Source organism: Cystobacter fuscus (assembly GCF_044360685.1).
Taxonomy (GTDB): Bacteria; Myxococcota; Myxococcia; order Myxococcales; family Myxococcaceae; genus Cystobacter; species Cystobacter fuscus_C.
This window is the reverse complement of record NZ_CP043491.1, coordinates 1,909,072-1,934,784: the sequence shown is the minus strand read 5'-3', so window position 1 is coordinate 1,934,784 and position 25,713 is coordinate 1,909,072. Positions and strand designations below refer to the sequence as shown.

26 protein-coding genes are annotated in these 25,713 nt (G+C 68.8%); 7 read left to right on the top strand and 19 right to left on the bottom strand.

The genetic code is table 11. The annotated features are described in order from the left end of the window. Positions 1-23 precede the first annotated feature (23 nt). Entirely contained in the window at positions 24-509 is a 486-nt protein-coding gene (locus F0U63_RS08085; RefSeq protein ID WP_395845301.1) for a helix-turn-helix domain-containing protein, read from the top strand. A 46-nt stretch (positions 510-555) separates the two neighbouring features. Further along, positions 556-1,137 carry a transposase gene (locus tag F0U63_RS08080; RefSeq protein ID WP_395841548.1) on the top strand — a complete coding sequence of 194 codons (582 nt, stop codon included), beginning with the start codon at positions 556-558 and terminating at the stop codon, positions 1,135-1,137. Here F0U63_RS08080 and F0U63_RS08075 read toward each other — a convergent pair. From F0U63_RS08075 to F0U63_RS08065, 3 genes are all read right to left on the bottom strand, one after another. Beyond that, the gene (locus F0U63_RS08075; protein ID WP_395848557.1) at positions 1,134-1,373 is read right to left on the bottom strand and encodes a hypothetical protein; all 240 of its coding nucleotides are present in this window, start codon (positions 1,371-1,373) and stop codon (positions 1,134-1,136) included. The genes F0U63_RS08080 and F0U63_RS08075 overlap by 4 nt on opposite strands. 105 nt (positions 1,374-1,478) lie before the next feature. Then, positions 1,479-2,051 carry a dihydrofolate reductase family protein gene (locus F0U63_RS08070; RefSeq protein ID WP_395845300.1) on the bottom strand — a complete coding sequence of 191 codons (573 nt, stop codon included), beginning with the start codon at positions 2,049-2,051 and terminating at the stop codon, positions 1,479-1,481. A gap of 233 nt (positions 2,052-2,284) precedes the next feature. After that, complete coding sequence (locus F0U63_RS08065; protein ID WP_395845299.1) at positions 2,285-3,151, bottom strand: DUF1295 domain-containing protein; 867 nt, start codon at positions 3,149-3,151, stop codon at positions 2,285-2,287. Positions 3,152-3,504: 353 nt separating this feature from the next. On the opposite strand from F0U63_RS08065, the gene F0U63_RS08060 reads away from it, so the two are divergent. Further along, positions 3,505-3,783 (top strand): hypothetical protein, encoded by a 279-nt coding sequence (locus F0U63_RS08060; protein WP_395845298.1) that lies wholly within the window; start codon positions 3,505-3,507, stop codon positions 3,781-3,783. Between the two features lie 9 nt (positions 3,784-3,792). On the opposite strand, the gene F0U63_RS08055 is transcribed toward F0U63_RS08060, so the two are convergent. The 3 genes from F0U63_RS08055 to F0U63_RS08045 form a co-directional block, all read right to left on the bottom strand. Continuing rightward, entirely contained in the window at positions 3,793-4,575 is a 783-nt protein-coding gene (locus F0U63_RS08055; protein WP_395845297.1) for an alpha/beta fold hydrolase, read from the bottom strand. Positions 4,576-4,608: 33 nt separating this feature from the next. Further along, positions 4,609-4,737, bottom strand: a complete 129-nt coding sequence (locus F0U63_RS08050) for a hypothetical protein (protein ID WP_395848337.1) — start codon at positions 4,735-4,737, stop codon at positions 4,609-4,611. Between the two features lie 102 nt (positions 4,738-4,839). Continuing rightward, positions 4,840-5,472: a DUF6151 family protein gene (locus F0U63_RS08045; protein WP_395845296.1), complete on the bottom strand. Its 633-nt coding sequence runs from the start codon at positions 5,470-5,472 to the stop codon at positions 4,840-4,842. 142 nt (positions 5,473-5,614) lie between these two features. Here F0U63_RS08045 and F0U63_RS08040 point away from each other — a divergent pair, with 142 nt between their 5' ends. Further along, complete coding sequence (locus tag F0U63_RS08040) at positions 5,615-7,675, top strand: M36 family metallopeptidase (RefSeq protein ID WP_395845295.1); 2,061 nt, start codon at positions 5,615-5,617, stop codon at positions 7,673-7,675. Positions 7,676-8,108: 433 nt separating this feature from the next. Here the strand turns inward: F0U63_RS08040 and F0U63_RS08035 are convergent, their stop codons facing one another. The 4 genes from F0U63_RS08035 to F0U63_RS08020 all read right to left on the bottom strand — a co-directional run bounded on the left by F0U63_RS08035 (position 8,109) and on the right by F0U63_RS08020 (position 13,114). Continuing rightward, positions 8,109-9,041 (bottom strand): transposase, encoded by a 933-nt coding sequence (locus F0U63_RS08035; protein WP_395845294.1) that lies wholly within the window; start codon positions 9,039-9,041, stop codon positions 8,109-8,111. A gap of 280 nt (positions 9,042-9,321) precedes the next feature. Further along, positions 9,322-11,478, bottom strand: coding sequence for a xanthine dehydrogenase family protein molybdopterin-binding subunit (locus F0U63_RS08030; RefSeq protein WP_395845293.1), 2,157 nt, complete (start codon positions 11,476-11,478; stop codon positions 9,322-9,324). Next, positions 11,478-12,494: an FAD binding domain-containing protein gene (locus F0U63_RS08025; protein ID WP_395845292.1), complete on the bottom strand. Its 1,017-nt coding sequence runs from the start codon at positions 12,492-12,494 to the stop codon at positions 11,478-11,480. The genes F0U63_RS08030 and F0U63_RS08025 overlap by 1 nt, the downstream gene beginning before the upstream one ends. Next, positions 12,494-13,114 (bottom strand): (2Fe-2S)-binding protein, encoded by a 621-nt coding sequence (locus F0U63_RS08020; RefSeq protein WP_395845291.1) that lies wholly within the window; start codon positions 13,112-13,114, stop codon positions 12,494-12,496. The genes F0U63_RS08025 and F0U63_RS08020 overlap by 1 nt, the downstream gene beginning before the upstream one ends. A gap of 71 nt (positions 13,115-13,185) precedes the next feature. Between F0U63_RS08020 and F0U63_RS08015 the strand changes: the two genes are divergently transcribed. From F0U63_RS08015 to F0U63_RS08005, 3 genes are all read left to right on the top strand, one after another. Then, positions 13,186-14,094 carry a LysR family transcriptional regulator gene (locus tag F0U63_RS08015; RefSeq protein WP_395845290.1) on the top strand — a complete coding sequence of 303 codons (909 nt, stop codon included), beginning with the start codon at positions 13,186-13,188 and terminating at the stop codon, positions 14,092-14,094. Positions 14,095-14,614: 520 nt separating this feature from the next. Further along, positions 14,615-16,192: a TIGR02996 domain-containing protein gene (locus F0U63_RS08010; RefSeq protein WP_395845289.1), complete on the top strand. Its 1,578-nt coding sequence runs from the start codon at positions 14,615-14,617 to the stop codon at positions 16,190-16,192. A gap of 144 nt (positions 16,193-16,336) precedes the next feature. Further along, a complete protein-coding gene (locus F0U63_RS08005; protein ID WP_395845288.1) occupies positions 16,337-16,750 on the top strand; it encodes a transposase in 414 nt (137 codons plus the stop codon). Here F0U63_RS08005 and F0U63_RS08000 read toward each other — a convergent pair. The 9 genes from F0U63_RS08000 to speD form a co-directional block, all read right to left on the bottom strand. Beyond that, positions 16,699-17,814, bottom strand: a complete 1,116-nt coding sequence (locus F0U63_RS08000) for a transposase (RefSeq protein WP_395845287.1) — start codon at positions 17,812-17,814, stop codon at positions 16,699-16,701. The two genes, F0U63_RS08005 and F0U63_RS08000, sit on opposite strands and share 52 nt — an antisense overlap. Positions 17,815-18,175: 361 nt before the next feature. After that, positions 18,176-18,631 carry an immunity 26/phosphotriesterase HocA family protein gene (locus F0U63_RS07995; RefSeq protein WP_395845286.1) on the bottom strand — a complete coding sequence of 152 codons (456 nt, stop codon included), beginning with the start codon at positions 18,629-18,631 and terminating at the stop codon, positions 18,176-18,178. 2 nt (positions 18,632-18,633) lie between these two features. Beyond that, the gene (locus tag F0U63_RS07990) at positions 18,634-19,419 is read right to left on the bottom strand and encodes a hypothetical protein (RefSeq protein WP_395845285.1); all 786 of its coding nucleotides are present in this window, start codon (positions 19,417-19,419) and stop codon (positions 18,634-18,636) included. A 484-nt stretch (positions 19,420-19,903) separates the two neighbouring features. Then, positions 19,904-21,538, bottom strand: a complete 1,635-nt coding sequence (locus F0U63_RS07985; RefSeq protein ID WP_395845284.1) for an FAD-dependent oxidoreductase — start codon at positions 21,536-21,538, stop codon at positions 19,904-19,906. Beyond that, entirely contained in the window at positions 21,529-23,025 is a 1,497-nt protein-coding gene (locus F0U63_RS07980; RefSeq protein WP_395845283.1) for a polyamine aminopropyltransferase, read from the bottom strand. The genes F0U63_RS07985 and F0U63_RS07980 overlap by 10 nt, the downstream gene beginning before the upstream one ends. Positions 23,026-23,050: 25 nt before the next feature. Then, on the bottom strand, positions 23,051-23,278 hold the full coding sequence (locus F0U63_RS07975; RefSeq protein ID WP_071904858.1) for a DUF350 domain-containing protein: 228 nt from the start codon (positions 23,276-23,278) through the stop codon (positions 23,051-23,053). Between the two features lie 5 nt (positions 23,279-23,283). Continuing rightward, entirely contained in the window at positions 23,284-23,463 is a 180-nt protein-coding gene (locus tag F0U63_RS07970) for a hypothetical protein (RefSeq protein WP_395845282.1), read from the bottom strand. A gap of 10 nt (positions 23,464-23,473) precedes the next feature. After that, positions 23,474-25,372 carry a DUF4178 domain-containing protein gene (locus tag F0U63_RS07965; protein ID WP_395845281.1) on the bottom strand — a complete coding sequence of 633 codons (1,899 nt, stop codon included), beginning with the start codon at positions 25,370-25,372 and terminating at the stop codon, positions 23,474-23,476. Then, complete coding sequence (speD, locus tag F0U63_RS07960; RefSeq protein ID WP_002629566.1) at positions 25,369-25,695, bottom strand: S-adenosylmethionine decarboxylase; 327 nt, start codon at positions 25,693-25,695, stop codon at positions 25,369-25,371. Before speD ends, F0U63_RS07965 begins: the two co-directional genes overlap by 4 nt. Between the last annotated feature and the right edge of the window lie 18 nt (positions 25,696-25,713).

Here is a 25,713-nt window from a genome sequence, read left to right as displayed (position 1 = left end):
GTTCCGAGACAAATTCCGGCCGCATGCACAGCTTCTGGAGCATGCGACCGGCAAGGAGCCCTGCCGAACTGGGGCTGACAGCATACGACAGGCGGAAGCTGGAGCGGGCGTTGCGGCAGGCGCGCGACGCCCGCTACTTCCGTCGTCTTCTGGCCATCAAGCTCATCGCCGAGGGCAAGGGCCCGGGTGAGGTCGCGCACCTGGCAGCCCTGAGTCGACCAGCGGTCTACTTCTGGCTTGAGCGCTACCTTGCAGCACGCACTCCATCAGCGCTGTTGGATGCCCCGCGCTCAGGCCGGCCCAGAAAAGCCCCGCGCCTCACCAGCAGGCGCCTGCGTCGAGTAGTGCGCAGCAGTCCAGAGAGGGCTGGCTGGGCGAGCCATGGCTGGACGGTGCCGCTGCTCCGCTCGCACTTGCAGAGGCAGGGCTTCGAGGTATCCCCCGCACGCTGCGTCGCCGACTGCACGAGGCGGGGCTGGCGTGGAAGCGACCCCGGTATGTGTACGTGACGGCGGCGCCCCATCCAGGGCAGAAAAAGGGGGCCTTGTCCGCCGTTTGAAGCGCCTCAAACGCCAGTTCCCCCGTGCGGTGCTGCTCGTCATGGACAGCACGGTGCTGCGCTGGTTTCCACCGCTGCGCGCCGTATGGGCTCCTGTCGGTCAGCAGGCAGTGGTGCCCATTACAGGTGAAAATGCCAAGCGCACGCTCTGGGGCGCCATCAACCCGCGCACCGGCAGGCGTGTCGTCATGGCCACCAGGCGCAGCCGGCAGGAGGACTTCATGGCCTTTCTGCGCACGCTGCGCGCCGCCTACCCCGGCCGCCCGCTGCTCTTGGTGCTCGACAGGGCCAGCTGCCACACCGCCCAGAAGTCCCAGCAGCTGGCCTGCCGCCTCGGTATCCATCTGCTCCTGCTGCCCAAGCAGCACTCGGAGCTCAACTGCATGGACCACTTGTGGCGTCCACTCAAGCAGCTCGTATCGGCCAATCGCCAGTACCCTACCGTGGAGCAGCACGTCGACGCCGCCATCCAATGGGTACTGGGCCTCTCTGCCCAGGAAGCCCTCCGCAAGGCGGGCTGCCTCGCCGAAGGCTTCTGGCTGCGCGATTTGTTAGAGAACTTCTGGCGACCTACTTAGCGCAGTTCCCGCGCGCGGCGCTCCAGCGAGTCCGCGCGTGAGTCCAACTCCCAGGCCAGGGACTCGAGCCGCGCGGCCTCCTGCTCCAGGCCCCGCATGTCCAAGTCGAACGTCCTCCTGAGCAGCTCGGCCCCATTCACTCGCGGCGTCCTCTCCTTCAGCACCTCCTTGCTGGCCGCTGCTTGGGGCGCCTCGTTCGCCTCCTCCGCACCTGCTTGGGTGAGAGTACCCATCATAGACCTTCCCGATGCCGACCATTCCGTGCGAGTCGAACTCCGCCGCCCGGAGTGCCCCCATGCTGGAAGCGCCAGAGTGTCGGGGAAAGAACCCGGACCACGTGCTCAAGCTTGTGCTGGGGTCAGCGCGCGCCGGTAGTGCATGGCGACCGCGCCGCAGCGGAGCGGCTTCGCCGAGACCAGCTCGAGCCGTCGTGTGCTGGGCAGCCCGCTCTGGTACAGGGTCGGGCCGTGGCCGGCGATCCTGGGGTGGACGAGGAACTTGTACTCGTCGATCAGATCCAGTCGGTCCAGCTCGGTCGCGAGCTTGCCGCTACCGAGGAGCACGCCGGACGGGGTTGCATCCTTGAGCTTCTGCACAGCCGTGCGTAAGTCGCCGACGATGTGGTGGCTATTGGTCCACGGGAAGTCCTTTCGCGTCGACGACACCACGTACTTTGGCTTGTCCTCCAGCTTGAGCGCCCACTCGCGCATCGCTGGCGGCGCCGACTCATCGCCCCGGGCGACCGCCGGCCAATAGCTCTCCATCATCTCGTAGGTGACGCGGCCCCACAGCATCGCCCCGCCCTCGTCCATGAGGCGGGTGAAGAAGGCGTGTGTCTCGTCGTCGGCGATTCCCTCCTGGTGGTCGACGCAGCCGTCCAGGGTGACGTTGATGCTGAAGGTCAAGAGTCCCATGCGGCCAGTCTAAGCACACAGCGGGCTGAATCACGGCTCGAACGATGCGAGTACGTCTCGCCCTTCGGGCAGCGGTCCTCCAAAGCGCACGTGCACGTCCACGCTCCGAATCTTCCGCTCCCCGGCTTCTCCGAATTGAAACCGACAGGACATGCCCACCGAGAGGCCCGCGTCCGACGTGGCCGCCCATGAGTCGGAGCGCTCACCACGTCCGCCGTGTTGCACGTCCTGGGTCATGTGCCGGTGCGGACGCGGCGCGGTGGACGCGGCACGAAGCGCGGCACTCGCTCGATGACGGCCGCGTATGCCGGCCGGCGCTCGAGGCTCCGCTGCTCCATCATCGGGATGCTGGCGAGCTGGAACATCGCGTATATGCAGGCGGCTCCCGCGAACACCCACCACGCATCCGGGTCAGCGGCGATGCCGAAGATCGCGAGCGAGACCCAGAAGCTGACCTCGCCGAAGTAGTTGGGGTGCCGCGACCACGCCCACAGACCCTGGTCCATCACCTGGCCGGGCTTGCGGGTCCGAATGAACCGGTGCATTTGGATGTCGGCCACGAGCTCGATCGCCACTCCACCCACGCCCACGACGACCGCCAGCGCGTCCAGCCACCCGAGGTCGCGGCCGGTGCGGGTGAGGACGACGTAGACCGGCAGCATGCCGAGGAACACCTGCAGCGTGGGGAAGACGTGGATGCCCATGAGGTCGGCCGCCGCCTCGGCCCTGCCGGCGCGCTCGCGCACCATGGGGTAGCGCCAGTCCTCGTGGTGCAGTCCGGGAAAGGTCTGGACCCAGTTGGCCGTGAGCCGGACCGCCCACAGCACGATCACCCCCATCACGAGCCAGGCGCGGGGCTCGTCGGCCGGTGTCCCGGACTCGACCCACCAGGCGAGCATCAGCAGCGGCGGCAGCACGCTCCAGTACGCGTCGTAGAAGCTCGAGTTGTGGTGCAGCCGGCTCGCGCCGAAGATCACCAGCGTCGCGATGAGGTCGGCTATCAGCCCGTCGAGCCACAGCCACGCGGTCTCGGGACCCCACGCGAACCACGCAGCACCCGCGGCGATCGCCACGATGTACGCGATCACGATCCGCACCATGGACTCGGTCCTGCTCGCCTGCGCTGTGGTCATCCCGCAGACCGTACCTAGAACACGTTCCAGTTCGCCAGCGTATAAGCGGGATGGGGGACCTGTTGAGGGGGAGGGCTGGAACCGAGAGGTGGAGGAGGACTGCTGACGGGTGACAGGCGGGCTGTGCGCCGTGCTGGTGGAGAGACGGTGCAGCCCTATTGGGCACACGTCGGCCCAGGTGGCCCCCCAGGGGGAGGCAGCAGGGGCGTGGGCGTCCTTGGCAGCGTGACTGCTCGAGGCTCAACACCACGCCTGCTGGGGTGGCCCCTGGGCTGCAGCCAGCGGCAGCAAGCCGCGTAGGCAGTGCCAGGTGCTGCGGAATGGCGCGCACTGCGTTGGGTGCCGTCAGGTACGCCAACACCCGGCGCTTGCCTCCACAGCACGCACAGGTGAAGACGTCCCACGCGAACGTTCTCCTCGGCAACTCCGCCTGGTCCGCTCGTGGCTTCCTCTCCTTCTTCGGCTCCTTGCTGACCCCTGCCTGGGATGCCTCGCTCGCTCCCTCCTCTCCTGCTTGGGGGAGCATGGGCACGCTGGTGCGCGTGCGCTCCTGCGGCACGTGCACCATGGACAGCGCGCTCGTCACCTGCGCGCCGTGAGGCCGCGGCTCACAACCCCGACAGGAAGCGGTCGAGCGCGGCGTTGAAGTGCTCGGGCTGCTCCTGGTTGGGCAGGTGTGCGGCGTCGGGAACCGTCTCCAGGTGGGCGCCGGAGATGAGGTCCGCCATCTGCCGGACCTCGTCCGGCGTGGTGAGAGGATCCTTGTCGCCCACCACGACGAGGGAGGGACCGGCGTAGCGCGCCAGGAGATCCCGGCTGTCGGAGCGCAGGGCCATGCCCCGCTGGGCCGCGGCGATGCCCTCGGGCCGGGCCGCGCGGATGAGCGCCGCCACCTCGCGGCCCACGACGGAGTCCGGACCGGCGGCCACCAGGCGCGGCAGCAGGGTGCGCAGGACGGCATCATGGCCCTCGCGCAGCACGTCCTGGGCCAGGTTCTCGCGCCGCGTGTGTCCCGCCGCGTCGTCCGCCTGGGGCAAGGTGTCCACCAGCACGAGTCCCCGGACGCGGCCCGCGTTCTCACGCAGGAAGGCCATGCTGGCGTAGCCGCCCATGGACACGCCGCCCACCACCACCGAGTCCAGCCCCAGCGCGTCGAGGAGCGCCAGGCCGTTGCGGGCGATGCGCGACATCTCCGTGGGGACCTCGCCCAGGCCGCTGCGTCCGTGCCCCGGGGCATCCGGCAGCAGGAAACGGTAGCGGTGCGACAGGGCCTTCACCTGGGGCAGGAAGGCGTCGGCGTTCAGGGAGTAGGCGTGAAAGAGGAGGACGGGCAGGCCCTGGCCCTCGTCTCGGTAGTGCAGGGGGACGCCATCGACGCTCAGGGTAGGCATGGACGCTCGTGGGCAGGAGGGAGGCAGCGCGGGTCACAGCCAGCGCTTGCGCCGGAACCAGAACATGAGCCCCGTGGGCAGGGCAAACACGAACACCAGCATCAACCAGAAGAAGCCCCGGTGGGAGAGGACGTCGAAGTTCTGGCCGAAGAAGCCCGTGATGAAGGACAGCGGCAGGAAGATTGGTGGAGAAGATGGTGAGCTGTTTGGTGATGTCGTTGGTGCGGTTGGCCACCATGGACAGGTAGCTCTCCTGGCCCGCGGTCACGCGCGGGCGGGACGCGGACCACACAGCGCGCGGAGCGCGTCACCCTCGGCCGTGGAGAGCACGGTGACCGGGTACTTCGGACCACCGCTCGCGCGGTCGAAGAACGGATGGGGCCACGTCCTGCCGCGGAGCTTCCAGCCGAGCACCATGCGCATCGCTCGCGCGAGCAGGCGCACGTTCGGTTTCACCAACCCGGGCGGAGGGTTGCCGATCGCGAACTTGCCGAGGAGCCCACCGCGCGGCGCGCCGAAGACCTCGTCACACGGGCGTGCGTTCGGCGCCTGCTGGAACAGTTCGGTGACGATCCCGACGAACGGCAGCCGCGACGACACCGTGTTGCCGAGCGGCGTCTTGCAGCAGCTCGCGTACCAGCGATAGAGGCCCTCGGGCGTGAGGCGCACGGCAGTGGCGAGTTCGATGCCACGATCGAACGAGAGCATCGAGGGGGCGACCTGCACGATATCCGAGCCGCCGTGCTCGTCGAGCAGCTCGGCGCGACCGAGGTGGTGCAGGAACGCCTGACAGTCGTCGCAGTAGCAGACGACGCGGTTCACCGTGTCTGGCGCTGCCTCGCGCAGCCATCCGTGTATCTTTCCGCAACGACACTGCAACTCGACGTCTCGAGACATGGGAGCCCCCGCATATTCCGGCCTTGAAAGACTTTTCTGCTTTTCCTGATTAATTTTGATTATTTCACGGTAAGTGTGCTCCTCTGGGTCTCGGCAGTCCGCCCCGCTCCCGGGGCGTTCACCCCCAGTGCTGGAGCACGCCATGTCTACGGGTCACTTCCGGAAGCGCCTTGTCCCCGCCGTCGTCCTCACGGGGGCCCTCGCGGGCTCCAGCGCGCTGGCCGTCGCGCAGGACGAGCATTCCCGCGGCGAGGAGCGCCACCTCGACGCACGCAGCGCGTACAACGCCCAGGCGCGGTTCGGTTTCTCGCGGGCCCAGCAGTCCGCGGCGGCGGCGCTGCGCCAGCGCGTACCGGAGCTGCTGGTGGAGGTGGATGAGTCCAACGGACTGGTGCGCTCGCTCACCAACCCGGTGGGCGCCCTGTCCGAGCCGCAGAGCGGCGAGGCGCTGGTCATCGGCCTGGACTTCGTCATGAAGCACAGTCAGGCCCTGGGCCTGGAGCAGCGTGACCTGACCCAACTGGAGCTGACCGACCGCGTCTATTCGGAGGACAGCGGCATCACGAACCTCTATCTGCGGCAGACGCACAAGGGCCTGCCCGTCTACAACGCCCAGCTGCAGATCAACGTGGACCGCGAGGGGCGCGTGCTCAGCGTGCACAGCGACTTCCTGCCCTCGATGGACACGTCCATCGCCGGCGTGGAGCCGCGCCTGGGCGCCGAGCAGGCGGTGGCCAGCATCGCCAAGCACCTGGGCGTGCGCCTGGAGCGCGCGCCGAAGTCGCTGAAGGCGCAGCCGGGCGCGCGGCAGCGCACGCGCGTGGAGGTAGAGGGCCTGTCGCGCGAGCCCATCGACGCGCAGTTGGCGGTGCTGCCGGTGCGCCGGGGCGAGGCGCGGCTGGTGTGGCACTTCCAGGTCCACACCCCCGACCAGCAGCATGACTACGACGTGACGGTGGACGCGCAGACGGGCGAGGTGTGGACGCGCTTCGACTGGGTGGCCTCCGACTCCTACAAGGTCTACCCGGCGCCGGTGGAGAGCCCCAACCACACCTCGCCGCTGCCGCCCTCGGACGGCCGGGTGGTGGTCACCAACCCCGCCAACACCGTGGCTTCGCCCTACGGCTGGCATGACACCAACGGCGCCGCCGGGGCCGAGTACACCACGCTGCGCGGCAACAACGTGCACGCGTACGAGGACAGCAACAACGACGGCCTGCCGCCCACGACTCAGCCGAGCTGCGGCTCCACGCTGGAGTGCAGCTTCACCCTCAACCTCTCCAGCGCGCCATCCACGTACATCCCGGCGGCCGTCACCAACCTGTTCTACTGGAACAACATCATCCACGACGTCACGTACCAGTACGGGTTCAACGAGGCGGCCGGCAACTTCCAGGTGAACAACTACGGCAAGGGCGGCCTGGGCAATGACGACGTGCGCGCCGAGGCCCAGGACGGCAGCGGCACCAACAACGCCAACTTCTCCACGCCGCCGGACGGCTCGCGCCCGCGCATGCAGATGTACATCTGGACGGCGCCCACGCCGGACAAGGACGGAGACCTGGACTCTGGCATCATGGTCCACGAGTACGGCCACGGCATCTCCAACCGCCTGGTGGGCGGCCCCAGCAACGTGTCCTGCCTCTCCAACCGCCAGCAGCCGGGCGAGGGCATCAGCGACCTGCTGGCGCTCTGGTTCACCGCGCGCTCGACGGACACCGGGGCGCTGGGCCGCGGCATGGGCACGTACGCGCTGAACCAGCCCACCACGGGGGTGGGCATCCGCACCCAGCGCTACAGCACCAGCTCGACCGTCAACACCTGGACGTACTCCAGCATCAACGGCATGGCCGTGCCGCACGGGGTGGGCTCGGTATTCACCCAGGGCATGTGGGAAGCGTACTGGGCGCTGGTGAACCAGTACGGCTTCAGCAGCGACCTCTACGCGGCCACGGGCACCGCGGGCAACCAGCGCTTCATGCGGTACTTCATCCAGGGCCTGAAGAACACTCCGTGCAGCCCCACCTTCACCCAGGTTCGTGACGGCATCATCCAGGCGGCCACCTCCATCAATGGCGGCGCGGACGTCTGCACGCTGTGGAAGGCCTTCGCCGCCTTCGGCCTGGGCACCGACGCCGTCTCCGGCGGCTCCACCAGCACCACGCCGACCAACGGCTTCGCGGTGCCCGCCGCGTGCCAGTGAGCGGCACGCGCTAGCCCCTCGCGGTAACGGCCCGGAGCACTCCCTCGTGGAGGCTCCGGGCCCTCATCATCTCGCAGTGGAGTGACCCGCCCCCGAGCCGAGGCCCTGACGGCCTGGCTGCGCTCTCTGCAGGGACGTCAAGGCCCCCACTCCACATCCATCCCCCGAGCCACGGTAGATAGCAGCCATGCACATCTCCTCCTTCCGTGGCGCTAAGGCTTTGTCCCTGTCACTCCTCTTCTGCGTGCGGCGGCACAGCCCGAGCTGACGCTCAACCTGCGTGACATCCCCAACGGCACCTTCACCGGCAAGCTGCTGGGCAAGTTCCAGATGAGCGGGGACCTCGAGGGAGAAGTCACGCTGGACCTGGTCATGAACGGGCGGACCGAGGACGACGGGACCGGCAAGGTGCGGCGTGTGGCCCGAGAGGGTGTCAAAGAACTTGAGCGACGCAACCTGGCACCACCCGCGGCGGGAAGGAGAACGGAGGAAAGGGCGCTGAGAACTCCCCTCGCCCCCAGCGAGCCGCCGCCTCTCGGAACGCCGCGACGAAGCCACGGTATTGCTCACGCAACTGCCGCAGGGCCTGGCGCGTGGAGGCATGCCCCAGAGGTCGCGGGCTGCGCTTGAGGTGCTCAGGCCGGGTATGCGGGTGCTGGGCCCTCACCGCTCTCGCCCCAAGCACGGGCTTGTTCCTCGCGCGCGCCTCGACTTCCACTTCCTCCACCAGTGCCCGCACCGCACGCTGCCTCTCTTCCTCCCGCAGTCCTTTCCAGCACGGCAGGGGCGCTACTTCCAACTCCACGGGCTCAGCCCATTGCTCGGCGAAGCGTCCCTCCCCCACTGCCAGCTCCTCGCTTCCCCTCTTGCTCCAGCGCTTCGTCCAGTTGAACCACCGGAACAGCCGCCGCGCCGGCCCCAGCAACTGCGGCAGACACGTCAGGCCCGGCCACCCGGCGCTCCTCTCCACCAGCCCCTCCTTCACCCCGTGGGCCAGCACGTAGCGCAGCCGGCCCACCAGGGCCGTGTCGTCCAACACCGGCTCCGCCGAGTAGCGCCTCTCCCAGAAGCCGCCACTCCAGTCCACCAGCCTGCCCACCTTCTTGGACAGGTTGGAGCGCAGGTACTGCATGAAGGAGGCGAGAGAAGCTCCCCGCGCCCACACCAGCAGGTGGAAGTGGTTGGAAGCGAAGGTGAAGGCGTGCAGCCGGACGGTGCCGGCGCTGCGCTGGACGGCTCGCGCCAGTACGCCTCCCACCACCTCGTTCATCTCCGCGCTGGGACGCAGCAACAGCCGTCCCTGGTAGCACCTGGACGTGACGAAATAGACACCCTCCTCCTGGAACATCCTCAACGGCCAGCCCATCCCCAACCCCCACGTGCACTCCGCCCGGCCAGATGCACCCCGTGGGCCAACTCCAAGTCCTCCGTTGAGTCCTTTGACACCATCTCGCCATCTCGGCGCGCAGACACCATCTCGGCGCGCACCGCCGAGGCTCGCGCGGGCCTTCTCTCCTGCCCTCCGTGCCCGAATCTCAGCTCGCGCTCGCTGCCTGAGTCGGTGAACGGTTACCATCGCTCGAGCACGACTCTTCCAGGAACTCTCAACTCCTGCATCAGAGGCCACCGGTCCCGACATCCTCCACCTACAGCAAGTCCTCGATCCGGATCGGCATCTTGCGCAGGCGCTTGCCGGTCGCGTGGTAGATGGCGTTGGCGATCGCACCGGACGCGCCGACCATCGACACCTCGCCCAGCCCCTTGGTGCCGATGGGGTTGCTCAGCGGGTCAGGCTTGTCGATGAAGGCGACGTCGATGTCGCCCACGTCGGCGTTCACCGGCACGACATAGTCGGCGAGGTCGCAGTTCAGCCAGCCGCCGAAGCGCGGGTCGACCTCGGTCTCCTCGCGCAGCGCCGCGCCAATCGCCCAGATGACGCCGCCGCGCACCTGGCTCGCCGAGGTCCTGGGGCTCACCACCCGCCCGCAGTCGGCGACGCTGACGACCCGCGGCACGCGCACCCGCCGCGTACGCGGCTCGACGCGGACCTCGACGAAATGGGCGATGTAGCTGAACGTCGTGAACGACGGATAGTGCGGCCCCCAGATGCTGAAGCCGCCCTGCTTGAGCACGTTCAGCACGCCGGGATCCTGCCCGGGCCCGACCTGCGACGCCTCGATCTGCAGGAACGGGCGCCGCACTGTGGCGAGCCGGCGGTGCAGGTTGCCAGAGAGCGCGCGACCCGCGAACAGCGCGTCCGCCGCCTCCCGCATCTTCGCCGCGGCGGTGGCGGCGGCGGAGACGACGCTCGCCGTGCCCCAAGAGCCAGCGGTGAGGTGCTGCGGCGCGGCACTGGTGTCGCCGATCACGATCTCCAGCCGGGCGGGCTCGATGTCGAGTTCGCGTAGCAGCACCGCGGCGATCGCGGTGCGCAGCCCCTGCCCCATCTCGTGGCCCGAGGCGGCGTAGCGCGTCGTGCCGTCGGCGCAGACGCGCAATGTCACCAGTGACGGCGTCGTCATCGACGGATAGGCGCCGCAGGCGACCCCCCAGCCGACCTGCGTCCCGTCGGGCAACGTCATCGACCCGGGCGCCGCGGTCCGCCGCTCCCAGCCGAAGCGTCGCGCGCCCTCGCGGATGCAGTCATTCAGGAACCGCGACGACAGCGGCTTGCCAGTGATCGGGTCGACCGTCGCGTCGTGCCGCAGGCGGAACGCGACCGGGTCCTCGCCGAGCTTGTAGGCGAGTTCGTCGACCGCGCTCTCGAACGCGAAGTTGGAGGGCTGCGGGTGCGGCGCGCGCATGTGGCCCGGGGCCTGCGTGTCGATGCGGATGTTGCTGGCGGTGCCGAGATAGTCGGCGATGCCGTACATCTGCACTGGGGCCTCGTGGTATTGGGGCGGGAACTCGCCCTTACGCGACTGCTGGTGGTCGGCGTCGTAATGGACCGCGACCATCTTGCCCGCGTCCGCGCCGAGCTTGACGTGGTGGCGGCTCCTCGGCCGGAAGGTCGCGTTGTGGAAGATCTGCGCGCGCGGCATGACCAGCTTCACCGGCCGCCCGATCAGCATCGCGGCGCGCGCGACGAGCGCGGTCTGGCGCTGCGACGCACCCTTCTGCCCGAAGCCACCGCCAATCGAAGAGCTTTTCACCTCGATCAGCGCGGGATCGATCCGTAGCGAGCGCGCGAGCGTGCTCTTCACCGGGCCTGCTTGTTGCGTACACTCCCACACGGTGAGCTTGCCATCCGACCATTGTGCGGTAGTGGAGAGCAACTCAATCGGGTTGTGGTGCTGCGCCGGGCTCACGTAGGTGCCGGCGTGCAATGTCGAGGCGGTCTCCATCGCGAGCCGGGCGTTGCCGACCTCCACGCCCTTGAACGGCTCGCGCGCCGCGCCAACGCTGTCGATCAGCGGGCTGAACGTCTGGCCGGCGTAGGTCGCGCGTACCGCCTCGGCGCCCTCGATCGCGGCCTCCAGCGTCTTGGCGACGACCAGCGCCACCGGCTGGCCGCGGTAGGCGATCTCGCGGATGATGGTCGGCGGCGGGGGGGGCGGCCCCTCGCCCTGGGGTGGCGCGGGGGGCGGTGGGAAATCGTCGGCGGTCAGCACGCGCACCACGCCGGGCACGCGCGCCGCCGCCTCAAGCGACAGTGCGGTGAGCTGGCCCTTGGCAACCCGCGCTGGCACGGTCATCGCGTAGAGCAGGCCCGGCAATGGCACATCGGCGGCATAGGCGGTACGGCCCATGACCTTCTCGCGCGCGTCGACGCGGGCGCGATCAGCAAAGGGTGCGGTGGTCATCAGACATTCCTCCCAGCGGCGATCATGAGCGCGTCGGCGACGGTGCGCGCGCCGAGTTCGATCTTGAAGCCGTTGAAGTGACCCGGTGTCGCGCCGGAGAGCGCCGCGCGGCCGGCGGCGAGCGCGGTCTCGAGGGTGAGTTGCTGGCCTGCGAGCGACTGCTCGGCGGCGGTGGCGCGCCACGGCCTGGTCGCCACCCCACCCAGAGCGATCCGTGCGCGGACCACCCGGTCGCCGTCCATCTCGAGCGCGACCGCGGCGGAGGCGAGCGCGAAGGCGTAGCTCTCGCGATCGCGGATCTTGTGATAGGTCGACGCGCGTCCGGCGGGGGTCTTGGGCACGACGATCGCGGTGATCATCTCGCCTGGCTGGAGCGTGAACTCCAGGTGCGGGGTCGTGCCGGGCAGGCGGTAGAGGTCGGCCACCGGCAGCGTGCGCGAGCCGGTCGGACCGAGCAACTCGATATAGGCGTCCATCGCCACCAGCGCCACCGGCCAATCGCCGGGGCTGACCGCGGTGCACGCGCTGCTGGTGCCGAGCACCGCCTGGCCGCGGTCGAGCCCGCCGATCGCCGCGCAGCCGGAGCCAGGCTCGCGCTTGTTGCAGGGGAAGACGCCGACCGCGGACGGGTTGCCGGTGCCGTTGCGGAAATACAGGCAGCGCGTACGTTGGAGGAGGTTGCCCCCCACCGTCGCCATGTTGCGCAGCTGCTGTGAGGCGGCCTTCCACAGCGATTCGGCGAGCAAAGGATAGTCGCTCTGCAGCGTGCGGTCGGCCGCTACCGCGCTCATCGGCGCCAGCGCCTCGAACCGCAGCTGGTCGCCGCTGGTGTCGATCCGGTCGAGCCCGCGGATCGCGGTCACGTCGATCAGGTGGCGCGGCCGGTCGATGTCGAGCTTCATCATGTCGTACAGCGACGTGCCGCCGGCGATGTAGCGCGCGCCCGCGCCGACCCGGCCGTGAGCGGCCACCGCCTCGGCGGCCGACGTCGGCCGGGTATAGGTGAATGGCTGCATCAGCCCCTCCCCATCTTGGTCGCGGCGTCCTCGATGGCCGCGACGATGCCGACGTAGGCGCCGCAGCGGCAGATGTTGCCGCTCATGTACTCGCGGATGCGCTCGCGTGACGTGGCGTTGCCCTCGCGCACGCAGGCGACCGCGGCCATGATCTGGCCCGGGGTGCAATAGCCGCACTGCAACGCGTCGTGGTCGATGAACGCCTGCTGCATCGGGTGCAACTGCTCGCCGTTGGCCAGCCCCTCGATCGTCGTCACCTCGCGTCCCTCGACCTTGGCCGCGAGCGTCAGGCACGACGCGACGCGCCGGCCGTCGACGTGGACTGTGCAGGCGCCGCACTGGCCGTGGTCGCAACCCTTCTTGGCGCCGGTCAACCCGATCCGCTCGCGCAGCAGGTCGAGCAGCGACGTGCGCGTGTCGATCGCGACCTCCACCGCGTGGCCATTCACCGTCGTTCGCAGGTCGAGCCCGTTGCCGCCCACCGGAGGCGAGGGCACCGGGTCCTGCCGTGGCTGGACATGCTCGCAAGCCAGCGACAGCGTCAGCAACGCCGCGCCGCCGCCCAGCGCGCCCCGGCGCGTGACTGCCAGGGAATCCGTCGTGTTCTCGTCGTCAACCATGGTTGCCAAGGTGCGCTCTCGTCGAGCCGCTTACAAGCAGCTTGCTCGGCATGCTAAGCATCACGAAAAGTATGACTCGTGGATTCGACAGACATACGCTCGACGGGCTCGGCATCCTCCGCGCCGTCGTGGAGGCGGGGAGCTTCATGGGCGCGGGAGAAGCACTCGGCCTCACCCAACCCGCCGTCAGTCGCGCGGTGGCACGGCTCGAGGCACGCATCGGTGTGCGCCTGTTCCGTCGCACCGCGCGCTCCATCTCGTTGACCGACGAGGGCAAGACCTTCTACGAATCGGTCGCGCCCCATATCCGCGCCATCGAGGAGGCGACGAGCGGGGCGGGGGAGTCGAAGGCCCAGGTACGGGGCCGCTTGCGCGTGAACATGGACCCGGGCACCGCGCGATTCCTGCTGATACCTCGCCTGAATGAGTTCCTCTCGAGGCATCCCGAACTCTTCGTGGAGATCGCCGTGCGTGACCGCATGGGCGATCTGGTCCGCGAGGGCGTCGACGTCGCCATTCGGTTTGGCAACCCGGAGCCGTCGGCGCTCAAGGCCCGGTTGCTGCTGCGCACGCGCATCATCACCTGCGCGTCACCCGAGTACATCGCGCGGCACGGAGCCCCCCTTCGTCCGAAGGACGTCGAGAAGCATCCCTGCATCCTGATGCGCGACCCCTCGACGGGAATCCCCTTCGCCTGGGTGTTCCAGCGCGGGAGGAAGACAGTCCCCGTGAACGTGACGGGGCAGTTGATGGTGAACCATGGCGAGACGATGATGGCCACGTGTCTCGCGGGACTGGGCATCGCGCAGGTGGTCGAACTCTACACGCGCAAATACCTCGCCGACGGGCGGCTCGTCCAACTGCTCCCGGAGTGGAGCGACGAGATGTACCCGCTCTACGCGTACCACCACTCGTCTCAGCTCATGTCGGCCAAGGTCCGAGCCTTCCTGGAGTTCGTCGTCGCGCTGACGCGCGAGTAGGACCCCTCGGCTCCAGCCCTCTCCCTCCACATGGCCCCCATCCCGCCTATACGCAAGCATGTGCCGTTCGTGCTCGGGCTCGCGCGTGCCCCCGCCGTCTACAAGCGCAACTACCTGCGGCGCGGCGACCCGTTCAACCTGGAGGACGCGGCGCATGTCTTAGAACCCTGGGCAGGCTCCCAGTCCACCTCCTCTCCACAGTCCTTCAATCCTTCCCATGCTCCGAGCTGTTTGAGCGTCAACTCCCACTCACCGACGGGCCGCTCCAGGCGGGTGAGCAGCAGGCCGCCCGCGTTGGCCGAGCAGTCCGCGAGCACGGCGGCGTGCTCCAGCGACACGCCGTGTCCACACCGGGGGATTGTCTGATTTCCAGGGGCACAGCGAGCAATGGCCGGGTGCGTCAGGTGCGCGCGAGAAGGGGGCGCACGGCGCGGTGAGGCCCGGGATGCGCTGGCGTGCAAGCTGGACGGGGCATGGGCGTCATGATGACGACTGAAGTCCGTTCGTCGGGAAGGAACCCATGCTGAAGCAGTCCCTCACGCAGGCCGCGGCCAACGGTGACTGGCGCACCGTGCTCGCGCAGCTCCTCGACGCCTGGCGGGCCGCGCCGCACCGCGAGCTGGCGGACCGCATCGCCGCCGTGGGCGCGAAGCTCGGCGCCGGGACCTGGGACACCGTCGCGACGAAGCCGGACCCCACGGTGCTGTCGGCTCTGCTCGACACCCTCCTCGACAAGGGCTCCGTCAAGGCACGCGCGCGGCTCGAAGCGATGGAGGCCTGGCCGGAGGACCCGCGTATCGACCGCTGGGTGGCGGACCGGTACGCGGACCCGCCCTTCACGAGCACTGGCGCACGTCCCTTCTGGACACGGCTGCTGCCACTGGCGCGCCGCGTCCGGGATGCACGGGCCGCGGAGACGCTCGCCAAGGCTCGCACGGGCTTCGACCGCTCGATTCTTCATGAAGAGTTCCTCGGCCGTCACCTCGACAGCCTCCAGTTCCAACTGAGCGCCGTGACGGACGCGGAGCTCTCTGCCGACCTCCGCGAGGCCCTGCCGGGAATCGACGCCGCGCTCCGCTCGGAGACCGAGGCCGCGAAGCCCCGCCGCTCGGCAGATGCCGAGGCGCTGCTCGCACAGGTGCTCGCGAAGCCGGAGGACGACGAGGCGCGCGCCGTGCTCGCGGACGTCCTGCAGGAGGCCGGACATCCTCGCGGAGAGCTCATCGCCCTCCAGCTCGAAGCGACCCGCCGCACGCTCACCCCCGCCGAGGCGAAGCGCGAGCGGCAGCTCATCAAGTCGGCGCGCAAGGAACTGCTCGGCCCGCTCGACGAGGTGCTGAAGCCCGACTGCGCCTTCTCGCGCGGCTTCCTCTCCCGCGCGGCGCTGAAGCAGGGCAACTCAGGTGCGCTCGCGAGCGCCATCGAAAAGACCGCCGGCCACCCGCTGTGGGCCACCGTCGAGCACCTCGAGGGCAAGGGCGACTCCAGCATCACCCCGCACGAGGTGATGAGCTCACTGCGCTCCCTCGCGCACAGCAGCGTCGGCATCAAGAGGCTGGCCCGGATGCCGAAGCTGGAGGCGCTCGTCGATGACAGTCACTCCGAGGACTGGCTCGCGCTCGCCCAAACGCAGGAGGCCTTCCCGCGGCTCCGCAAGCTCGACGTCCAGCTCTTCCCGCGACAGGCGCGCGACTTCCTCCTGTCGCCTCTCGTCGCACGCCTGGAACGGCTCCAGGTGCGGCTGGACCTTCCAGGTCATGACCCGTCCATCGCCGAAGCCGCGCTGCAATGGCTTGCACTCGTGCCGAGGCTGAACGTCCCCGACCTCACCTTCCGCATGGTCCGCTACAGCACCAAGGACTGGAGCAGCGGCTACCAGTTCGTCCGGGACGCCTCGGGACAACTCTCCGTCCGCGTCTTCACCACCGCGATGAACGAACCCCACGAGGCGCTCGTGCAGGCCGATGTACTGCGCGGCCTGGATGAGATTGTGAAGCTGAAGCCCGCGAGCCTCGTCGTCGCCCATCAACTGCGCACGGACGTCCGGACCGCCGTCGAGGCGCGGGCGCGCGAGCTCGGGGCCACGCTGGAGACCTGAGCTGCGTATAAGCCGAGAAGGTGTCGCCGAGAAGGCCGAGAAGGTGTCAAAGGACTCGAAACGAGGGACGCGCGCGGGAACGGAGGACTTGGAGTTGGCCCACGGGGTGCATCCGGCCCGGCGGAGTGCACGTGGGGGTTGGGGATGGGCTGGCCGTTGAGGATGTTCCAGGAGGAGGGTCTCTACTTCGTCACGTCCAGGTGCTACCAGGGACGGCTGTTGCTGCGTCCCAGCGCGGAGATGAACGAGGTGGTGGGAGGCGTGCTGGCGCGAGCCGTCCAGCACAGCGCGGGCACCGTCCGGCTGCACGCCTTCACCTTCGCTTCCAACCACTTCCACCTGCTGGTGTGGGCACGGGGCGCCGCGCTCGCCTCCTTCATGCAGTACCTGAGAGCCAACCTGTCCAAGAAGGTGGGCAGGCTGGTGGACTGGAGCGGCGGCTTCTGGGAGAGGAGGTACTCGGCGGAGCCGGTGTTGGACGACACGGCGCTGGTGGGCCGGCTGCGCTACGTGCTGGCCCATGGGGGTGCCACGCTCGCCCCCTCCTCACCTGCTTGAGGGACCAGAAATGGCCGCAATTTCGAGCCTGGAGCGAAGACGCCGTGGAACCTCGTGAGGTTCGTTCGAGGCGCAGGTACCAGGGACGCCACACGCCGTAACAGTTCCAGCCCGGTGAAGAGCAGGTGCGTGGTGCCGTCCGGCAGCGGGCGCTTCATCCAATAGGGGATGCGGCCGTCCTCCGCTCGTGACAAACGCTCCAGCGCCAACGCTCCGCGTGCTCCATAGCGGCACAGCCGCTCCAGTCCCTGTCTGTCGTTGGCGTGAAGGTGCGTGTTGGCATGCAGGGAGAAGCCCTCCAGGAAGGCGCACCGGGGCTGCTTTCGGGGAGGGGGCCGGACGCCCACCTCCATCCAGCGCAGCCGCTTCTGTAGTGAGTGCGCCTGGTACGCCTGCTGCGCGTCCTCGGGCCCTTGCGCGGGGAGGGCCCCTCTTTTCTCCAGAAGGCGCAGCACCCGGTGCCGCACCACCCAAAGCAGTCGCTCCACCTCACCTTGCGTGGGCGGGGGCAACGCCTCGAAGCGCACGCCGCCCTCTCCCGGCACGAAGACGCCGTCCGGCACCAGCGAGTGGAAGTGAGGCGTCACTTGCAACGCCGAGCCGAAGAACTGGATGAACGACACGGCCCCGACCTGCCCACGACGAATACCCTGCCTCCGCGCTCGCCGACGCTGTAGGGCGAACACCGCGCCCAGGAAGACGGTGAAGACGTCGGTGAGCAGCCCCGCATCCTTGAGCAGCACCCACCGCACCCGGTGCGGAAAGGACAGCGTCCACTGCCGGTAGGGCACGTGCGGCAGCACCCGCTCCTCCAGATGCGCCGCCGTCACATGCGCCCGCTTCGCATTGCAGGACGGGCACACCCCTCGTCCTTTGCACGAGAAGGCGACGAGAAGTTCGTCCTTACAACTCTCACAGCGCACCCGCGCGAAGCCGTGCGCCAACACTCCACACTCCAGGTACCTGGCGAAGTCCCGCTCCACGTACCGGGGCAGGCCGCGCCCCAGTTCGCTCGCCTCCGCCAGCAGCGTGGCGAGGTTGTCCCTCACCGCCGCATACAACACCGTCCTCTCCGGCCGTCTCCGCCGGTACTCCCACCCGTGCGCCCCCACCAGCCCCTCCCCGGCCACACCTCGCCAGGGCACACGCTACCGCCAGGCTCCCACGAGACTCCGCCAAGCCCCCTTTGTGAGTGCCAGACGGCGGGTTCGCTTCCCACCGCCTCCACTGTTTTGCTCTGTACTTGCAGGTGGTTAGCAGTTTCCCTCCATCCACGTTGCACATCTGTCGCACGCGGGCGCAAAAGGTATCCCATCAACTCCTGAATGACCTTGAGCGGGACACCCCGCATCGCGAGGTGGCTGGCGAGGCTCACCGTCTACCTCTCATTGCGCTCCCTGCCACGCCTCGCGGCAGAGAGCGCTCTTATTCCAGGAGCACCTTCAGGTGCTCCACCTCATAGTTGGGCCGTCCCATGAAGGTGTCGAGCAGGCGTTGCTCGACGTTCTCCTCTTCCCAAACGGCCGCGCGCTCAAGCCCGACACACTCTTGGGGCTCTGCACTTCTCACATTGCCGACGGTGTCGAAGATCGTGCAGTCCCGGAAGTTTCTTCGGTCCTGCATGAACTGAACAATGGGTTGGGAAAACTGCTCCCCCAACTTCCTCCACCCAATGAGTTCCCATCCCCTCTCTTCCATGTGGCGGGCAGAAATCTTGAAGAGGATGGGCTGGGAGGCAATCCGATCCAGGTCGGAATCCGGAGTCTCGGTTCTGTAATTGTAATAGGCGTCGTGCGGCAGCTTCAGCACTCGGCCGTAGCCAAAGGAGCCGTCGGCGAGGGGAATTCTCAAGAACGAGCCTGGCTTGTAGAGTCGCGGCATTTCTAGTATCCCGTGTACGGGGAAAGTTCGCCCCACAGCTCCGTGGCGGCGGCGTGAAACCGTCGGCCTCGCGGATTGTCTTTCGCCACACCGCGCACGGCATTCTCGGTCTGGTAGGGTGCTCCTGTGTCAGAGCGAGCGCTCCCCAGGGAATCCATCAACTGCTGCTCTCTTCCGCGAATCCGCCAGTACGCGACGTCGTCGTATCTCTGGCCATAGTCAACGGCGTTCCCAACATCAAATCGATCAACCTCAGGAGATAAGAACACAGCGCTCCGAGGTTCCAGGTTCTCGTCCAGATGACGATTTTTATCGCGAAGGAGAACAGCCACCACGGCTTGAAGTGGTAGTGACTGAGTGAGATCAACAACCATGCTGGTCCGCCCCGCGTAGTAGCGGTGGGTTGTCTTGTTGAGCTTGGTGTAGGTGACGTAGATGCGCCCCATCCGTTTCTTGCCACTCTTGTCAGGCTCAGACTTGGGGGCCGCGCCTGGAGGAGCCTGGGTTGGGTATTGACCTTGGACCCACCCCTTCACATCGCCGAAGTGAGTGCCATAATACTTGTCCGCAATATCAATGGGAGTCTTCTCCCCATCCGCAGCTGCACTGGCGGTCAGGCAGACGAGAAGGACGCTGCCGACCGCAGCCACCACCGCACCTCCCACTACCACCACCTCTCCCACCGCGCCGCCAGCCCCAGCCTCCGCGGCAGGGCCGCCTTCGGGCACGAGCCGCAGCACGCCCTGAGGGATGCCATCTCCCAGGCCCTCGCCCGACAGCCCCTCCAAGGGAGGTGCCGAGCGCGGGGCGAGTGGAGCCACGGGTGAAGCCCCCGCCGCTGTCGCCACAAGCACCACGTGCACACCCGCGCGAGCGGAAGGAACCGCCTCCCTCCGAGTCCCGGCCGCCTCCTCTCGGCGCGGGACATAGACACAGCGCTGGGGCTGCTCAGGAGCCTCTCGGACGCTGGGAGCCGTGCCGCTACACCCCACCAGCACCATGCACAGCCACACCACCCACCCACGCGACACGCAGCGCCTCCAGGCGTTGGCTCCTGCCGACAAGGTTCCGAGCCTACAGACACGTCCTGCGTTCCTGTCAACGCACCCCCTGGGGTGAAGACCCTACGGAGGACTTACGCGAGACCCACGTCCGACGCGGCCGCTCTGGATGGTGGCCACGAGCCCCAGCGCTCCCCACGAGGGCGCTTCGATGAGGCCTGCGTTCAGCCTACCTCTCCATCCCGAGAAGCTCAGCAAGGGCAAGGGCAGCTCAGAGCCAGCTCGGGCTCTCGCGGCCCAGGCCCTTCAAGGCCCGCTCCGCCGCATTCACTCCGAACCAGTTGGCTTCCTCGAAGAGCGCCAGTCCTCCCAGGTCCGAGTGCGCGAAATGCAGGTGCTCGCCCAGGCTCTCCTGGGCGGCGAGGCGCTCCGGGCCCCACAGGAAGCCCGGCACGGGGCGCACCATCGCATGCCCCCAGCGCATGACCTCCAGCCGCCGGGCCTGCCCGGCGATGCCGGGGTGCGCGGGCATCAGGTCGGCCATCACCAACCCCTCCCAGTCGCCGTAGCTCGCGGAGAGCACCTTCTCGCGCTCGGCCTTCACGTCCAGGCCCGCCATGGGCAGATACCAGGTGAGCACCGTCGGCCCCTGCTCGTCCATGCGCAGCCGCTGGTGCGTGGCCACCACGTAGCCCAGGCTGCGGCTCTCGTAGAGGACGTTGTCCCAGGACAGGGGAAAGCCCCGCGACAGCGGCGCCTCCGACAGCGTCAGGTTGGCCACCACCCACGGCCCGTAGTGGAAGGCCCCGAGCCACTCGGGACGCCGCTCGCGCCAGGGCGCCACCAGGTGCGCGGCCACGAAGCGCGGACACGCCAGCACCACCTGCCGCGCCCGCCACGCCCGGGGCCGCCCCGTGCCCGCCTCCACCGCGTCCACCCGGCAGCCGTCCGGCCCCGGCGTCACCGTGTGCACTAGCACGCCCGGCTCCACCTGCCCCGCAGGCAGCGCCGACAGGAGCTGGTGCACCAGGCGGCCATTGCCCTCCGGCCAGCTCAGGAAGCCCTCGCTGCGCTCCCCCTGCCCGTTCTGCCGGGCGGCGAAGTACCAGATGCCGGCCCACGCCGACACGCCCTCCGCCGTGGTGCCGTAGTCATCCCGGCACGCGTAGTCCACCAGCCACTTCAGCCGGGGCGAGCGGAAGCCCTCCGCCTCCAGCCACTGGGCGAAGGAGAGCTTGTCCAACGCCGTCCACTCGGCGTCGTCGCTGGAGAGCGCCGTGGGCACCGCGAAGGCCTTGCGCCCGCGCCCATCCCGCGCCGCCGCGAAGGCGTTCATCCGCGCCTCGAAGCGCCGCAGTTCCTCCAGGTCCCCGGAGCTGGCTCCCGCGCGCAGGTACAGGCCCTCGTACCACTCGCCCCGGTAGAAGATGCGCTCCTCGGGCTCGCTCACGAGCAGGGTCTCGTCGAAGAGGGGCTGGCCCTGGTCGTCCACGCCCGTCACCGCGTCCATCTCGCGCAGCAGCCGCATCACCGGGCCCGCGTCCACCAGGGGCGCCGGCAGGTAGTGCGCGCCCCACGGGTAGGCGGACACCGCGTTCTTCCCCGAGCGCGACGTCCCCCCCGCCTCCGCGTCCAGCTCCAGCACCCGCACGTCCTTCACGCCCGCGGCCGCCAGCCGCCACGCCGCGCTCAGGCCCGCCACCCCTCCACCCACCACCAGCACGTCCACCGGTTGGGCCTCGGCCGCGAGCGGGAGCGGGCCCGCGCGCAACCGGTGGCCCGTGTCCACCACCCGGTCCACGAGCGCTCCGGGCACGGGCTCGCGCGGGGCCGTCTTGCGGCACGCGCTGGCCGCCACGGCCGAGCCGAGGAACGCGGCCACCAGCTCCCGCCGCGTCAGTTCCACCGCCGCCACTCCTCCTCGTAGTAGTGGACGAGCACCTGGTTGTTCAGCCGGTTCACCTCCGTGGGCAACGGACCCATGTCCGGGGGGAACAGGAAGAGCGAGGCGTGCGTCTCCTCGGAGAGGAAGCGCAAGCCCTCCACCAGCGGCCGGCGCGGCAGCACCCCCTCGTGGGCGACGAGCACGTAGCCCCACTCCCCAAACGAGGGCACCAGGGCGTGGTAGGGCTGGGTCCAGAAGCCCGCCGCCGCGAGCGTGGTGTTCACGCACCAGAAGGAGCGCCGGGCGTAGAGCGGAGAGGTGCTCTGGATGACGGCCACCCCGTCCGGCGCCAGCCGCTTCTTGAGCAGCCGGTAGAAGCCCGTGGTGTACAGCTTGCCCAGCGCGAAGTTGTTGGGGTCCGGGAAGTCCACGACAATGACGTCCCAGGGCTCGCCGTGCTCGCGCAGGTACTCCATGGCGTCGGTGTTGACGACGTGCATGCGCGGATCCGCGAGCGAGTGCGCGTTGAGCTCGGCCAGCTCGCCGTAGCGCGTGGCGAGTCCGGTCATCGCCGGATCCAGGTCCACCAGGGTGAGCGTCTTCACCTCGGGGTACTTGAGGATCTCCCGCGCCGCGAGCCCGTCCCCACCCCCGAGCACCAGCACGCGCTCGAGCTTGCCCGCGCGCACCAGGGCCGGGTGCACCAGCGCCTCGTGGTAGCGGTACTCGTCCACGCTGGCGAACTGGAGGTTGCCATTGAGGTAGAGCGAGAAGCCCCGCTTGCCGCGCGTGAGGACGATGCGCTGGTAGGGCGAGCTCGTCGCGTGCACCACCTCGTCCGAGAAGAGGTGCTCCTCGGAGAAGTTGCTCAACCGGTCGCCCAGCACGAGCCCCACCATGAGCAGCAGGCTGAGTCCCACCGCCTTGACGCGCAGGCGCCCCGGGTGGGCGAGCACCGGCGCGAGCAGCCACGTGCTCCACAGGCCCACCAGGGCGTTGAGCAGCCCGAAGAGCAGCGACGTGCGCACCAGGCCCAGCCTCGGCACGAACAACAGGGGGAAGCTGATGCTCGCGGCGAGCGCGCCCAGGTAGTCGAACGTCAGCACCCGGCTGACCAGGTCCTTGAAGGCGAGCTGATCCTTGAGCAGGCGCAAGAGCAGGGGGATTTCCAGCCCCACCAGGGTGCCGATGAGCAGCACGCTGCCGTAGAGCACCACGCGGAACACGTCCGTGAGCGCGAAGGTGAGGAAGAGCAGCGGCGCGCACGCGCCTCCCACCAGGGCCACCCCCAGCTCCACCTCCACGAAGCGCTGGGCCACGCCCCGCTCGATGAAGCCCGACAGCCAGCTGCCGATGCCCATGGCGAACAGGTAGCAGCCAATCACCGTGGAGAACTGGGTGATGGAGTCGCCGAGCAGGTAGCTCGCCAGCGCGCCGATGATGAGCTCATAGATGAGCCCACAGGTGGCGATGACGAGGACGGTGACGAAGAGGAGCGTCTTGTTCACGGTGGAAACGGCCCGCCGCGGGACTTCAACCCGAGATGGCCGCGGCCACGATGATGGCCAGGCCGATGATGAAGGAGCCCATCACGATGCCGAGCGCGGTGTTCTGGTCGACCTCGATCTCCTTGTGCACGTCGAACGGCATGATGAAGCGGAACACGTAAAGGCCCGCCACGAACACCGCCAGCCCCACCAGCGAGTACACGACGCTCGCCAGCAGGTTGTCCACGTTCACCAATACGGCCAGCACACCCATCCGCATCACTTCCCTCCCATGAAACCGCCACTGCGGTAGCGCGATCCACCCACGAAGAAGCCGCCGCCCGAGCCGCGAGAAGAAGAAGACGTCACCGTCCCCCGCTCCGCGCGGGTGAACGGTTCCCAGCCCCGGTACGCCATCAGCGCGTAGAGCACGACGATGATTCCACCGATGTACTTCATGACGCCTCCCTCACTCTCCCGAGCCGGACTCCAGGTTGCTCTCCGCCCAACGTGATGTCTCGAAGCTCGAGGCGCGGAAGACCGCGAACAGGGGCAGCACCCACAACACCACCAGCGCCCAGAAGAACCAGAGCGCGCGCGGGGTGTCGCTCACGAGCTTCAGCGTATAGCTCTGCCCTTGTGGCGTGCCGTCGAAGAGCGCCTGGGTGCGCAGCACATAGCGCCCGGGCGGCACCGAGGACAGGTGCTCGGTCTCCGTGCGGTTGCCCTCGCTCCAGGAGCCATCCGAGTCGCTGCCGGAGTAGTAGCCCACCTCCTCGTAGAAGCCGATGACGTCGCCACTCTGCTCGTTGACGAGCTCCGCCTGCACGCCCAGCCAGGAGTTGTTCACGGGCGAGGTCAGTTCGGCGCGCACGTTGCCGTGCTTGTGGATGTCGAAGGGCTTGCTGAAGTGGATGGCCGAGGGTGTCCCCGAGCGGGCATCCAAATCCAACCGCACGGTCTCCTCCAGCACGACCTCGTTGGCGGCGAGCACGTTGAGCACCAGGAAGACGGCGAGCAGGGCCACGCTCCAGATGCCGGCCCACATCCAGGCGGGGCCGCTCGCGTGGGGATTGGGCTGGCTGGGCGCGATGCCCTGGGGCGCGGGCAGGGGCTCCTTCAGCCCGAAGGCCTCCTGGATGACGCCGGGCGCCAGGTACTCGCCGCGCGTGTACGTCACCTCGTTCTCCGTCTCGTCCACGCTCACCGAGTACGGCGGCGCCACGTACTCCTCGGCGCGCGACCGCTCCCCGGCGCGCACCTCCCAGTAGAACTCGCCGAGCACGGTCTCGGTGACGGCCTCCACGCCCTGGAAGGCCCGGTAGCGCTGGCCCTCGAGGTGCGCGGCGGCCCCCGGAGCCACCGACACCTCGCCCGCGTCCAGGGGCGTGAGGAACACCCAGTGCCCGTTGGACTCCATGAGCCAGGTGAAGCCCCGCTCCCGGTTGAACAGGAGGTACTCCTCCCACGGGTAGCGCACCCCCTCCACCGTGCACGAGCGCACCAGGAAGCCGATGCAGATCCACTCGGTCCCATCCAGCTTGCCCCGCGCGCCCAGGGGAATGCGCGGCCCCGGGTCCGGCTTCTCCAGCAGTTGGAGGAAGGCGAGCTTGCCCTGGCGCACGTCCAGCAGCGCGCCGCAGTAGGGGCACGCCACGCGCTTCGTCTGATCCGGCGCGCGCAGCTCCAGGGGACCGTTGCACTGGGTGCAGCGCGCCTGTTGCAGCGCGACCTTCTTCACCCGGGGCCGGAGCTGGTCCGGCGCGATGCCCAGCTCCGTGAGCTTCAGCTTCTTGCCGACGTAGACCTCGGGGTCCGTCGACCACGTCCCGAAGTCCAGCGTCACGAAGACGCCCTTGGGCCCCGTGGCGTCCACGTAGTGGCTGTCCGCGCTGGGGTCCACGTCGTCGGGCAGCTGGCCCTCGGCGGCCACCACGCGGCCATGCCCCCGCTCCTCCACCACGAGCCGGTGCCCCGCCAGGCTGAAGCGGTGGCCGGGCGGGAAGTCCTCGAGCGACAGGCCCTGCTCGGTACCGGAGGCGATGAGCAGGTGGAAGGCGCCCTCGGACTCGGAGAGCCAGCCGGTGCGCCCGTCGTCGAACTCCACGTACCACTCGTCCCAGGGGCCCGCGCCATGATCCTTCTGCAGGTGCCCCACCAGCCGGTACGCGTCGCGCCCCAGCCGGCCCTCCGCGCCGAGCCGCAAGGGCGAGTCGGTCTCGACGATGGCGCCCACCTTGCCGTGGGCCTCGAGCGACACGCCCTTGCGCGCCACCACCGTCTGGCAATGGCCACACACCACCACCTGCGCCGAGCCCGCGGAGAACTCCACCGCCGCCCCACACGAGGGACACGTCCCCTGCGTCACGTCTCCACCTCCCGGCGCAACTCCCGCACCCGGCAGGAGACCGCCCCCAGGTGACGCATCGTCAGATCCTCGAAGTCCGGGCACAGCCGTGGCCGGCAGCAATAGACGTTGAGCGCGGCGAAGCCGTGCTCGGGGAAGGTGTGGATGGTCAGGTGGCTCTCCGCGAGCAGCGTGAGGCCCGTGATGCCACCGGGCTCTGGAAACACGTGCCACTGCGGCTGTCCCATCACCTTCAGCTCCAGCAGCACGATGAGCTCCTCGAACAGGGCCTCGAGTCCTCGCGCGTCCTTCAGGCGCTCGGGCACGCACCCGCTCACGTCCACCAACCATTCCTGTCCGGT

Coding starts and splice junctions, on each gene's coding strand:
- F0U63_RS08035 (WP_395845294.1), bottom strand. CDS start 9,041: ATGGGCTGGCCGTTGAGGATGTTCCAGGAGGAGGGTGTCTATTTCGTC.
- F0U63_RS08025 (WP_395845292.1), bottom strand. CDS start 12,494: ATGCAGCCATTCACCTATACCCGGCCGACGTCGGCCGCCGAGGCGGTG.
- F0U63_RS08085 (WP_395845301.1), top strand. CDS start 24: ATGCACAGCTTCTGGAGCATGCGACCGGCAAGGAGCCCTGCCGAACTG.
- F0U63_RS08040 (WP_395845295.1), top strand. CDS start 5,615: ATGTCTACGGGTCACTTCCGGAAGCGCCTTGTCCCCGCCGTCGTCCTC.
- F0U63_RS08070 (WP_395845300.1), bottom strand. CDS start 2,051: ATGGGACTCTTGACCTTCAGCATCAACGTCACCCTGGACGGCTGCGTC.
- F0U63_RS08055 (WP_395845297.1), bottom strand. CDS start 4,575: ATGCCTACCCTGAGCGTCGATGGCGTCCCCCTGCACTACCGAGACGAG.
- F0U63_RS07995 (WP_395845286.1), bottom strand. CDS start 18,631: ATGCCGCGACTCTACAAGCCAGGCTCGTTCTTGAGAATTCCCCTCGCC.
- F0U63_RS08010 (WP_395845289.1), top strand. CDS start 14,615: ATGCTGAAGCAGTCCCTCACGCAGGCCGCGGCCAACGGTGACTGGCGC.
- F0U63_RS08060 (WP_395845298.1), top strand. CDS start 3,505: ATGGCGCGCACTGCGTTGGGTGCCGTCAGGTACGCCAACACCCGGCGC.
- F0U63_RS08020 (WP_395845291.1), bottom strand. CDS start 13,114: ATGGTTGACGACGAGAACACGACGGATTCCCTGGCAGTCACGCGCCGG.
- F0U63_RS08005 (WP_395845288.1), top strand. CDS start 16,337: ATGGGCTGGCCGTTGAGGATGTTCCAGGAGGAGGGTCTCTACTTCGTC.
- F0U63_RS08075 (WP_395848557.1), bottom strand. CDS start 1,373: ATGATGGGTACTCTCACCCAAGCAGGTGCGGAGGAGGCGAACGAGGCG.
- F0U63_RS07970 (WP_395845282.1), bottom strand. CDS start 23,463: ATGAAGTACATCGGTGGAATCATCGTCGTGCTCTACGCGCTGATGGCG.
- F0U63_RS07975 (WP_071904858.1), bottom strand. CDS start 23,278: ATGGGTGTGCTGGCCGTATTGGTGAACGTGGACAACCTGCTGGCGAGC.
- F0U63_RS08015 (WP_395845290.1), top strand. CDS start 13,186: ATGACTCGTGGATTCGACAGACATACGCTCGACGGGCTCGGCATCCTC.
- F0U63_RS08065 (WP_395845299.1), bottom strand. CDS start 3,151: ATGGTGCGGATCGTGATCGCGTACATCGTGGCGATCGCCGCGGGTGCT.
- F0U63_RS08030 (WP_395845293.1), bottom strand. CDS start 11,478: ATGACCACCGCACCCTTTGCTGATCGCGCCCGCGTCGACGCGCGCGAG.
- F0U63_RS08045 (WP_395845296.1), bottom strand. CDS start 5,472: ATGTCTCGAGACGTCGAGTTGCAGTGTCGTTGCGGAAAGATACACGGA.